General features: G+C 67.3%; 11 protein-coding genes. 10 read left to right on the top strand and 1 reads right to left on the bottom strand.

What is annotated here, in order from left to right; translation table 11 throughout:
• Both RMO40_RS21010 and RMO40_RS21005 read left to right on the top strand, forming a co-directional pair.
• On the top strand, positions 1-753 hold a 753-nt coding region (locus RMO40_RS21010), incomplete at its 5' end, for a cyclic nucleotide-binding domain-containing protein (RefSeq protein WP_309725483.1).
• A 125-nt stretch (positions 754-878) separates the two neighbouring features.
• Positions 879-1,181, top strand: coding sequence for a PsiF family protein (locus RMO40_RS21005; protein WP_309725481.1), 303 nt, complete (start codon positions 879-881; stop codon positions 1,179-1,181).
• A gap of 139 nt (positions 1,182-1,320) precedes the next feature.
• Here the strand turns inward: RMO40_RS21005 and RMO40_RS21000 are convergent, their stop codons facing one another.
• Complete coding sequence (locus RMO40_RS21000; protein ID WP_309725480.1) at positions 1,321-2,232, bottom strand: LysR substrate-binding domain-containing protein; 912 nt, start codon at positions 2,230-2,232, stop codon at positions 1,321-1,323.
• A gap of 122 nt (positions 2,233-2,354) precedes the next feature.
• Between RMO40_RS21000 and RMO40_RS20995 the strand changes: the two genes are divergently transcribed.
• From RMO40_RS20995 to RMO40_RS20960, 8 genes are all read left to right on the top strand, one after another.
• Positions 2,355-4,547 carry a malate synthase G gene (locus RMO40_RS20995; RefSeq protein ID WP_309725479.1) on the top strand — a complete coding sequence of 731 codons (2,193 nt, stop codon included), beginning with the start codon at positions 2,355-2,357 and terminating at the stop codon, positions 4,545-4,547.
• A gap of 271 nt (positions 4,548-4,818) precedes the next feature.
• A complete protein-coding gene (locus RMO40_RS20990) occupies positions 4,819-5,766 on the top strand; it encodes a triacylglycerol lipase (protein WP_309725477.1) in 948 nt (315 codons plus the stop codon).
• Complete coding sequence (locus RMO40_RS20985; RefSeq protein WP_309725475.1) at positions 5,766-6,707, top strand: lipase secretion chaperone; 942 nt, start codon at positions 5,766-5,768, stop codon at positions 6,705-6,707. The genes RMO40_RS20990 and RMO40_RS20985 overlap by 1 nt, the downstream gene beginning before the upstream one ends.
• A 35-nt stretch (positions 6,708-6,742) precedes the next feature.
• The gene (locus RMO40_RS20980) at positions 6,743-7,681 is read left to right on the top strand and encodes a triacylglycerol lipase (protein ID WP_309725473.1); all 939 of its coding nucleotides are present in this window, start codon (positions 6,743-6,745) and stop codon (positions 7,679-7,681) included.
• A complete protein-coding gene (locus RMO40_RS20975) occupies positions 7,681-8,361 on the top strand; it encodes a hypothetical protein (RefSeq protein ID WP_309725471.1) in 681 nt (226 codons plus the stop codon). Before RMO40_RS20980 ends, RMO40_RS20975 begins: the two co-directional genes overlap by 1 nt.
• 32 nt (positions 8,362-8,393) lie before the next feature.
• The gene (locus RMO40_RS20970; RefSeq protein WP_309725469.1) at positions 8,394-9,863 is read left to right on the top strand and encodes a DHA2 family efflux MFS transporter permease subunit; all 1,470 of its coding nucleotides are present in this window, start codon (positions 8,394-8,396) and stop codon (positions 9,861-9,863) included.
• Between the two features lie 132 nt (positions 9,864-9,995).
• Positions 9,996-10,460, top strand: coding sequence for a 2Fe-2S iron-sulfur cluster-binding protein (locus RMO40_RS20965; RefSeq protein WP_309725467.1), 465 nt, complete (start codon positions 9,996-9,998; stop codon positions 10,458-10,460).
• A gap of 10 nt (positions 10,461-10,470) precedes the next feature.
• Positions 10,471-10,778 (top strand): molybdopterin cofactor-binding domain-containing protein (locus tag RMO40_RS20960; RefSeq protein ID WP_309725465.1); only part of this gene is annotated, 308 nt, incomplete at its 3' end.

Below are 10,778 nucleotides of genomic sequence, written 5' to 3'. Positions count from 1 at the left end.
GGCAGCACGCTCGACTGCCGCGCCGACATGTATTCACTGGGCGCCGTGCTCTACCACCTGATCGCCGGGCGGCCGCTGTTCGACTCGACCTCGCAGTCGGCCATGATGAACCAGATCTACACCGCCGAGCCCACGCTGCTGAGTGCGCTGCGCTCGGGTGTGGGCTCGGGTGTCGACAACGTGATCCTGTCGGCCGTGGCCAAGCGCCCCGAAGACCGTTACACCACCTGGGACGACTTCGCCCAGGCGCTCTCCAGCCTGATCACCACCCAGCAGGTGCCACGCGGCCACCTGCAGGGCGTGCTCGACTCGGAGCGTTTCAACCTCTTGCGCTCGCTCGACTTCTTCAGCAACTTCGGCGACGTCGAGCTGTGGGAGGTGGTGCACCGCGCCAAGTGGCAACGTTTCCCGTTCGGCCACGCGCTCTACAGCAAGGGCGAAGAGGGCAACAGCTTTCACATCATTGCGCAGGGCGAGGTCGAGGTGTACCGCGACGGCGACAAGGTGGCCCAGCTCGGCGGCGGCACCTCGGTGGGCGAGATGGCCTACCTCGCGCCCAGCCCCGAGCTGCGCCGCCACAGCACCAATGTGATCGTCACCGACCCGGCCACCACCATCTCGTTCACGCCCGACACGCTGGCCCAGGTCAGCCCCAACTGCCGGCACCTGTTCGACGAAGCCTTCATCCGCGTGTTGGTGCGCCGGCTGCATGCGGCGCACGAGGCCATCGCTCACCCACGGCGAATTCTTTGATGGGCTTGCGCTGCGTCAGCCCGGCAAGGTCTTGATGCGTTGAGTGGCTTGCTGGGGGCGTGCGGCAGTGCTCCAATCCGACCCGGCGAACCCCTCGTCTTCAAACACCCCGGGAAGGAACCTCGATGAAACACCTGATCAGCCTGCTGGCCGTTGCCCTGTCGTCATTGGCCGTGTCGGCCCATGCCGCCGACGCCGCATCGGCACCAACCGCTCAGCAAACCAAGATGGGCACGTGCAACAAGGAAGCCGCCGACAAGAAGGGCGACGAGCGCAAGGCCTTCATGAAGACCTGCCTCTCGAACAAGCCGGCGAGCGGCAAGACCGCCCAGCAGGAAAAGATGAAGACCTGCAACAAGGACGCCGAAGGCAAGAAGGGCGACGAGCGCAAAACGTTCATGAAGTCTTGCCTGTCGAACAAGGCCTAAGCGTCATTCCCGCGCAGGCGGGAATCCAGAATGCCGGCAGTTGCACCAGCCTTCGCAGCACGGTACGAAGCGCACATGCTGGATTCCCGCCTGCGCGGGAATGACGGTGGGCTTCTCCGGAAGCTCCGTTACTCCCAAGTCAGCTGCGCTGCTGCCAATAGCTCGCGTCACCGTAGCGCTGCTTCAGATAGTCCACCCACAAACGCACCCGCAGCGGCAAGTGTTTGCGTTGCGGAAAAAGCGCGTAAATGCCATTGGGCGGTGCGGCAAATTCGTCCAGCACGCTGACCAAGGTGCCGGCCGCCACCTGGCTGTGCACCTCCCAGGTGGAGCGCCAGGCGATGCCCAGCCCGGCGAGGCACCAGTCGTGCAACACCTGGCCGTCGCTGCAGTCGAGCCGCCCGTTCAGGCGCAGGTGGATCACTTCGCCGCCGAGCGTGAAGGCCCAGCCGCGCGTTTGGCTGGCGTCGGTGCTGAGGGTGAGGCAGTCGTGGCGGGCCAGGTCGTTGGGGTGACGCGGTGTGCCGGCGCGCCCCAGGTAATGCGGTGTGGCCACGCACAGGCGGCGGTTGTCGGCCAGGCGAACACTGACCAGGCTGCTGTCGGGCAGGTCGCCCACGCGCACCGCGCAGTCAAACCCTTCGTTGACGATGTCGACCAGCCGGTCGCTGAGGTTCAGCGACACGTTCACATCGGGGTGCTGTGCCACAAAACCGGGCACCAGAGGCGCCACGTGGCGTCGCCCGAAGCCGGCCGGCGCGGTGATACGCAAGTAACCACTGGCTTTCACACCGCCTTCGCTGACGCTGGCTTCGGCATTGGCCAGGTCGGCGAGCAAACGTTGGCAATCTTCGAGAAAGGCGCTGCCTTCGTGGGTCAGCGTGATGCGCCGGGTGGTGCGCAGCAGGAGCTTCACGCCCAGGCGTTCTTCCAGCGCGTCGATGCGCCGGCCCACCACGGCCGGGGCCATGCCTTCGGCGGCGGCGGCCGCCGTCAAGCTGCCCTTGGCGGCCACCGCGACGAAGGATTCGATCTGTTTGAGCTTGTCCATGGGCCGCGAGATTACCTCTCGCCGAGTCATGAATCTTGCGTGTGCAGGCTACTTAATAAACGCTGGGATATCGAATAGGCTCCTTCTTTTGCCCGAACTTTGTCGTCTCCTTGAGGAAAACCATGACCGCACGCACCCCCGTCCACAGCCTGCAGGTGGCCACCGAGCTGCACCGCTTCATCGAAGACCAGGTGCTGCCCGGCACCGGCGTCGCGAGCGCCCATTTCTGGAAAGGCTTCGACGCCCTCGTGCGCGACCTCGCGCCCAAGAACATCGCGCTGCTGGCCGAGCGCGACCGCCTGCAGACCGAGATGGACGCCTGGCACACCGCCCACCCCGGCCCCATCGGCGACATGAAGGCCTACCGCAAGCACCTGGAGGCCATCGGCTACCTGGTGCCGCAGCCCAAGAAGGCCCAGGCGACCACCAAGAACGTCGACGCCGAGCTGGCCCTGCAAGCCGGCCCGCAGCTGGTGGTGCCCATCCTCAACGCACGCTACGCACTCAACGCCGCCAACGCGCGCTGGGGCTCGCTGTACGACGCGCTGTATGGCACCGATGCGCTGTCTGAAGCCAACGGCGCCACCCGCGCCGGCGCCTACAACCCGGTGCGCGGCGCCAAGGTCATCGAATACGCACGCTACGTGCTCGACCGCACCGCGCCGCTCGACAAGGGCTCGCACATCGACTCGGTCGGCTACACCGTCAAGGGCGGCAAGCTGGTCGTGGCACTGAAGAACGGCAAGACCACCGGCCTGAAAGACAACAAGCAGTTCATCGGCTACCAGGGCGATGCCGCGGCACCTTCGTCGGTGCTGCTGCAGCACAACGGCCTGCACCTCGACATCCGCATCGACCGCAACACCACCATCGGTGCCAAAGACCCGGCCGGTGTGTGCGACCTGGTGCTCGAAGCCGCGCTCTCGACCATCCTCGACCTCGAAGATTCGGTTGCCGTGGTCGACGCGCAAGACAAGGTACTGGCCTACGGCAACTGGCTCGGCATCTTGAAAGGCACGCTGACCGAATCCGTCAGCAAAGGCGGCAAGACCTTCACCCGCGGCCTGAACCCCGACCGCGTTTACCACGGCCCCAAGAAGGGCCAGGTCACGCTGCACGGCCGCTCGCTGATGTTCGTGCGCAATGTCGGCCACCTGATGACCAACCCGGCCATCTTGTACGGTGATGGCAAGGAAATCCCGGAGGGCATCCTGGACGCGGTCGTCACCACCACCATCGCACTGCACGACCTCGCACGCACCCACAAGCCGGGCATCAAGAACTCGCGCACCGGCTCGGTCTACATCGTCAAGCCCAAGATGCACGGCCCCGCTGAAGTGGCTTTTGCCGCCGAGCTGTTCTCGCGTGTCGAAGCGCTGCTGGGCCTGCCCGACAGCACCGTCAAGCTGGGCATCATGGACGAAGAGCGCCGCACCAGCGTCAACCTGAAAGCCTGCATTGCCGCCGCCGCATCGCGCGTGGCTTTCATCAACACCGGCTTCCTCGACCGCACCGGCGACGAGATGCACACCGCCATGCTCGCCGGCCCGATGATGCGCAAGGGCGACATGAAGGCGAGCGCCTGGATCCAGGCTTACGAGCGGAACAACGTGCTCGTCGGCCTCGGCATGGGCCTGCGCGGCCGCGCCCAGATCGGCAAGGGCATGTGGGCCATGCCCGACCTGATGGCCGCGATGCTGGAGCAGAAGATTGCGCACCCCAAGGCCGGCGCCAATACCGCCTGGGTTCCGTCACCCACCGCCGCCACGCTGCACGCGCTGCACTATCACCAGGTGAAGGTGAGCAAGGTGCAAAAAGAGCTGGAAAAGACCGACGCCGATGCCGCGCGCACCGAGCTGCTCCATGGCCTGCTGCAGATCCCGGTGGTGAAAGAAGCGACCTGGAGCGCCGCCGAGCGTCAGCAGGAGCTCGACAACAACGTGCAAGGCATCCTCGGCTACGTGGTGCGCTGGGTCGACCAGGGCGTGGGCTGTTCCAAGGTGCCCGACATCCACAACGTGGGCCTGATGGAAGACCGCGCCACGCTGCGCATCAGCAGCCAGCACATCGCCAACTGGCTGCACCACGGCGTGGTGACCGACAAGCAGGTCAAGGAGACCTTCGAACGCATGGCTGGCGTGGTCGACAAGCAGAACGCAGGCGATGCGCTCTACAAGAACATGGCCGGCAACTTCAAGACCTCGGCGGCTTACAAGGCTGCGCTGGAACTCGTCTTGAAGGGCAAGGAACAACCGAGCGGCTACACCGAGCCGCTGCTGCACGCCTGGCGCTTGAAGGTGAAGGCCGGCGCCTGATCGGCCTGCCTCGCAACAAGAAAAACGGCGCCTGCGGGCGCCGTTTTTCATGGCCAACACAGCCCGGGCTGCGGGATACCCCTCAGCGGGAAACTCCCCTCCCCCCTGGCACCAGCCGCCATCGTTTGGCGCGGATTGCCACTTACGCCACGGCGACGCTTCGTCCGAAAATTTCCTGCATCAGCAGCACCGCCCCGCAGTGGGCGGGCGCTGATCGCCGAGAGCCTTTCTCGGTGGTGTCACACACCATCCACATGCAGGAGACAAGACAATGAAATTTTCACGACGTTTGACACGTCCGCTGTGCAGTGCCGCCCTCGTGGCCGGCCTGTCGCTCGGCTTCACCACGCAGGCAGCCGCGGCCGACACCTACACCCAGACCCGGTACCCGGTGGTGCTGGTCCACGGGGCCTTCGGCTTCGACGCCATCGGCCCGCTGAACTACTTCTACGGCGTGCCCAGCGCATTGCGCTCCGGCGGTGCCGTGGTCTACACGCCCAGCGTGTCGGGCGCGTCGACCTCAGAAGCGCGAGGCGAACAATTGCTGCGCCAGCTGCGCGCGTTGAAGGCCACCTACGGCCATCAGAAGTTCAACCTTGTCGGCCACAGCCACGGCGGCGCGACTGCGCGCTACGTGGCGGCCGTGGCACCCGACCTGATCGCCTCGGTGACCACCGTGGGCGCACCGCACGCCGGCAGCAAGGTGGCCGACGTAGTGAAGGCCGTGACCTCGTGGACCGGCACCACCGGCCTGGTGGCTTCGATCGCCAACGGCCTGGCCACGACCATCGCCTTCCTGTCGGGCTCGCCCAACCTGCCGCAAGACGCGCTGGGCACGCTGCAGTCGCTCAACACCCAGGGTGCGGCCGACTTCAACCGCCGCTTCCCGCAGGGCGCGCCCACCAGCTCCTGTGGCCAGGGCCCGGCCTCGGCCAACGGCATTCGCTACTGGTCAGTAGGCGGCACCAGCGTCGCCACCAATGTGTTCGACGTGAGCGATGCGCTCCTGGTGACCACCGGCGCCATCTTCGGCTTCGAGCAGAACGATGGCCTGGTGAGCCAATGCTCCAGCCACTGGGGCACGGTGCTGAAAGACAACTACGCCTGGAACCACCTCGACGAGGTGAACCAGGCCTTCGGCCTGCGTGGCCTGTTCTCGCAAGACCCGGTGGCCTTCTACCGCAGCCAGGCCAACCGCCTGAAATCTGCCGGCCTGTGATGAAGGCCCTGCCACGGCGTGCGCTGCTTCTGGTGGCGCCCGCGCTGCTCGGGGCGGCCGCGCTGTGGCTGCTGCTGCCAGCCGACCGCACGCCGTCACAAGCGGCTGTGCCGGTCTTCACCGACTGGAGCTTCAACCCCTTTGCCGAGGGCCGGCCCCTCGACGGGGTGCAGCACAACGCCGACGCCGCGCGCGCGGCCGATGCAGCCCGCGCGCGTGTCGCCCGGGTGTGGGAAAACGGGTCGTTGCGCGGCTCAGATCTTGACGGCGACTGGGGCACCTGGGTCGACAACCAGCTGCAGCCCGGCAACGCCTTGCGCCGCCGCTTCGACTACCTGCTCACCGCGCTCGGCGAGGTGCAGCCCGCCGACCTGCGGCACTGGATCGAACAAGAGGTGAGCGCCCAGATGAGTGCTGGCGCCGCGCGCCAGGTGCTCGCGGTGTGGGACCGCTACATCCAACTGCAACAACGACATTTCAGCCACCAGGCCAACCCCAACGATGCGGCCACCTGGCAACCCGCGCTCGCCGAGCGCACCGCCGCACGCCGGCAGATCCTCGGTGCCGATTGGGCGCTGGCGTTTTACGGCGACGAAGAGCGTGCTTTCGTGGCGTTCACCGAACAGCGCACCGCACAGCGCGCCGCAGGTGCCCAACCCGCCGAGGTCGACCTGCTCACCGGCCCGCCCAGCGAGCAGCTGCAAGCCCAGCGTGTGCAGCAGTTCGGCGCCGAAGCGGCCGAGCGCCTGCGCGCCGAAGACCAGGCCTGGGCCGAGTGGGAGCGCCGCCTGCAAAGCGCGCGACAGCAGATGCAAACACTCGCCGCCGCACCGGAGCTGTCGGCCCTGCAACGCAGCCAGGCGCAAGAGACCTACCTCGCCCAGAACTTTTCCGGCCAAGAGCTGGTGCGTGCCCGCGCCTTGCTGATGCCCAACCCCTGAGCTCGCGCTGCGGGGGCTGGCACGACAATCGAGGCGTGTCGAACGCCATCGCCCTTTGCCGAGCCCTTGTTCTGCTGACCTGCCTGCTGGCCGGCGCACCGACGGCTCGCGCAGCAGACACCCCCGCCGACACCTACACGCAGACCCGCCACCCGCTGGTGCTGGTGCATGGCCTCTTCGGCTTCGACCACATCGGCCCGGTGGATTATTTCCACGGCATCAGCGACGCGCTGCGTGCCGGTGGCGCCACCGTCTACGCACCCAGCGTGTCGGCGGCCAACCTGTCCGAGGTGCGGGGTGAACAACTGCTGTTCGAGCTGCGCGCCCTGAAGGCGGCCTACGGCCACGAGAAGTTTCACCTCATCGGCCACAGCCACGGCGGGCCGACCGCGCGTTATGTGGCGGCGGTGGCGCCCGAGCTGATCGCCTCCGTCACCAGCGTCGGCTCGCCCCACACCGGCAGCAAGACGGCTGATGCGCTCAAGGACATGGCACAACGCAGCGGCGTGCCCGAGGTGCTGGCGAACATGGTCTCGGGCGCGGTCTCGCTGCTCTCGGGCGGGTCGACGCTGCCGCAAGACTCGCTGGGCGCGCTGAAGTCGCTCGAAAGCGAAGGCGCCGCCGTCTTCAACCGCCGCTTTCCGCAAGGCCAGCCCGTCACGCCCTGCGGCGAGGGCGCGGCGCTGGTGAACGGCGTGCGCTACTACTCGATGGGTGGCACGCGTGTGGCCACCAACGCACTTGACTTCAGCGACGCGGTGCTGCTGGCCACCAGCCGCTATTTCGGTGACGAGCCCAACGACGGCCTGGTCGGCCGCTGCGCCAGCCACTGGGGCACGGTGCTGCGCGACGACTATCCGTGGAACCACCTCGACGAGGTGAACCAGTCGCTGGGTTTGCGTGCCACGCTGTCGCCGGACCCGCGTGCCGTCTACCGGCTGCACGCCAACCGATTGAAGAGGTTGGGCCTGTGATGCGCGGCGCGCTGCGGCTGGTGGCACTCTTGTGGCTGGCGGGCTGCGGCTCGCCACCGGCTGCTGCGCAAGGCGCTCGCAATGTCGATCAGGTGCGCACGAGCGGCTCGCTGCGCGGCAGCGATCTCGACGGCGGCTGGGTCGTCGCCCGGCTGCACACCGACCCCGCCTTGTCGCACCGCTTCGACCACCTGCTGACCGCGCTGGGTGAGGTCGATGCCACCGAGATCCGGCGCTGGATCGGTGCTGAAGTGACCCGCCAACACGGCCCCGCCACCGCAGCCCAGGTGCTGCTCGCCTGGGACGAACACCTGGCCCGCTTGCAAAACAAGCCCACCCCCGGCCAGGAAGGTGGCAACAACCACCCCGCCAACCCGCCGCAAAAAACTGTGCGCCGCCCACCCCCACTGCCACGCGCGGTGTTGTTGCCCGAGCCCTCGGCGAGCGCCGAGCAGCTGCAGGCCTTGCACACCCAGCGCATCGACAAACTCGGCGCCGAGGCCGCCGAGCGCCTGCGCGCCGAAGACGCCGCCCGCTGGGCGTGGAGCCAGCGGCTCGCGCAGGCGCGCACGCAGTTGCAGACGCTACCGACAAACGCCGAGCGCGAGGCCCACCTGCAACGCCAGTTCGGCGGCAGCGAGCTGCTGCGCGCCCGCACCCTGCTCGGGTTGCCGCCCTGATCGACGGCCAACCCAGCCGCTAGGATGAAGCGGTGCAGCCCTCTCCCGCCCACAGCCTCGCCACCCTGCAAGAACGGCATGGCCGCGCCTACCGCTGGCGGGTCTTGCTCACCGTGATGGTGGGCACCATGGCGTCGATCATGGCCTCGACCATCGTCAACGTGGCCCTGCCCGACATGAGCCGCGTGTTCACGCTGGGCCAGGAGCGGGCGCAGTGGTTGTCAGCCGGGTTCATGGCCGCCGTCACCGTGGCGATGTTGACCACGCCGTGGTTGCTCGGCCGCTTCGGCTACCGCCACACCTACTTTGCGGCGGTCATCCTGCTGGCGGTGGGCGGCATCGCCGGGGGCCTGGGTTCGAGCTTCGAGCTGGTGCTGGCGATGCGCGTGGTCGAAGGCCTGGCCGCGGGGGTGATTCAGCCGATCCCGCCGGTCATCGTGTTGCAGTTGTTCGGCCGCCAGGAGCAGGGCAAGGCGATGGGCATCTTCGGCTTCGGCGTGGTGCTCGCGCCCGCGCTGGGCCCAAGCATCGGCGGGGTGCTGGTCGAGGCCTTCGGCTGGCGCTCGATCTTCTTCGTGGTGGTGCCGTTCTGCGCGGCGGCGCTGCTGCTGGCCCACCGGTACCTGCCCCACAGCTCGCCCGGCACCGAGGCGGTGAACCCGCACGACCGCCGCTTCGACCTGCCCGGCCTTGCGCTGCTGTCCGTGGCGGTGCTGACCGGCATGAACGGGCTGGTGCACCTGCACACCCCCTCGCTTTATGCCTATGCCTTGCTGGCGGTGTCGGCGCTCGGTGCGGGCCTCTTCATCTGGCGCCAGCGCACGGCCGAGCACCCGTTGATGGAGTTCAAGCTGTTCGACATCCGCGCCTTCCGCATGGGCGGCGTCGTGGCCTTCATCTACGGCGCGGCCTTGTTCGGCTCCACCTACCTGGTGCCGGTGTTCATGCAGATCGGCTTGAACCTGCCGCCCTCGCAGGCCGGTGCGGTGCTGCTGCCGGCGGGCATCTTGCTGGCCTTCATGCTGCCGCTGGGTGGGCGATTGGCAGACCACTACCCGTTCAACCAACTGGTGGCCTGCGGCATCGCGCTGCTCACACTGTCGTTCTGGTTGATGGCCCTGGTGGGGCTGGAAACCTCGTTGTGGGTCATCACCGCGTTTGCGATCGTCGGGCGCATCGGGTTGGGGCTGGTGCTGCCTTCGCTCAACCTCGGCGCGATTCGCCGGCTGCCCATGGTTCACGTCTCGCACGGCTCGAGCGCCATCAATTTCCTGCGGCAGCTGGGCGGCGCGGTGGGCGTGAGCCTGGCCGGCATCGTGCTCGAATGGCGGCTGCAAGTGCACGCCAGTGCACCGCTGCGCGCCTTCCACGAAACCTTCGTGCTGCTCGGTGCGATCTGCGCACTGGCCATCTGGGCCGGCTGGCGCATGCAGCCGCCGGGTGGCGGTGTGGTGCGGCGTGACGCCGCCGTCAGCGAGCACGCGCCGAGCGACATCAGCTGAGCTGCTCTAAGTGGGCACAACCCATTCGGGTTTGCCCAGGTTGGACTTCACCCAGGCCCGGGATCATGCTGTATTGAGCAGCGCACAGCATCACCTGTAGCGCGCGCCCCCATCCATGCAGGAGACATCACCGTGACCACTCGCATCCAGATCAATGGCAAGACGATGAACGTCAAGGCCGAGCCCGACACGCCGCTGTTGTGGGTCATCCGCGACGAGGTCGGCCTCACCGGTACCAAGTTTGGCTGTGGCATGGCGCTGTGCGGCGCCTGCACCGTGCACCTCGACGGCCAGCCAGTGCGCTCGTGCTCCACCCCGCTGTCGGCCGCCGCCGGCAAGAAGATCACCACCATCGAAAGCCTGTCACCCAACAACAGCCACCCGCTGCAAAAAGCCTGGATCGCGCACGACGTGCCGCAGTGCGGCTACTGCCAGAGCGGCCAGCTGATGAGCGCGGCCGCGCTGCTCAAGGGCAACAAGAACCCGAGCGATGCCGACATCGACGCCGCCATGAGCGGCAACATCTGCCGCTGTGGCACCTACCCCCGCATCAAGGCCGCGATCAAGACCGCTGCCTCCGAAATGCGCAAGGCCTGAGGAGAGCACCATGACCACCAAGACCTCCTCCTCTTCGCCCGCCAAGACCGTGGGCGTCAATCGCCGCGGCTTCCTGCAAACCTCGGCCGTCGCCAGCGGCGGCCTGATGCTCGGCGTGAGCTTCACCGGCGTGGGCGACGCGCTCGCCGCCGGCACGGTGCACACGCCCAATGCCTGGGTGCACATCTCCGACGACAACACCATCACGCTGATCTCGGCGCGCTCCGAAATGGGCCAGGGTGTCTACACCTCGATGCCGATGTTGATCGCCGAAGAGCTCAACGTCGACATCAAGCAGATCAAGGTGGCGATGGCGCC

This window comes from Rhizobacter sp., from assembly GCF_031412075.1.
Classification (GTDB): domain Bacteria; phylum Pseudomonadota; class Gammaproteobacteria; order Burkholderiales; family Burkholderiaceae_C; genus Rhizobacter.
The sequence above is the reverse complement of the archived record's forward strand: the minus strand, read 5'-3'. Positions and strand labels throughout refer to the sequence as shown.

Bases quoted from the DNA above. Each gene is read 5' to 3' on its own strand.
- RMO40_RS21005 (WP_309725481.1), top strand. From the start codon at position 879: ATGAAACACCTGATCAGCCTGCTGGCCGTTGCCCTGTCGTCATTGGCC.
- RMO40_RS20985 (WP_309725475.1), top strand. From the start codon at position 5,766: ATGAAGGCCCTGCCACGGCGTGCGCTGCTTCTGGTGGCGCCCGCGCTG.
- RMO40_RS20990 (WP_309725477.1), top strand. From the start codon at position 4,819: ATGAAATTTTCACGACGTTTGACACGTCCGCTGTGCAGTGCCGCCCTC.
- RMO40_RS21000 (WP_309725480.1), bottom strand. From the start codon at position 2,232: ATGGACAAGCTCAAACAGATCGAATCCTTCGTCGCGGTGGCCGCCAAG.
- RMO40_RS20995 (WP_309725479.1), top strand. From the start codon at position 2,355: ATGACCGCACGCACCCCCGTCCACAGCCTGCAGGTGGCCACCGAGCTG.
- RMO40_RS20975 (WP_309725471.1), top strand. From the start codon at position 7,681: ATGCGCGGCGCGCTGCGGCTGGTGGCACTCTTGTGGCTGGCGGGCTGC.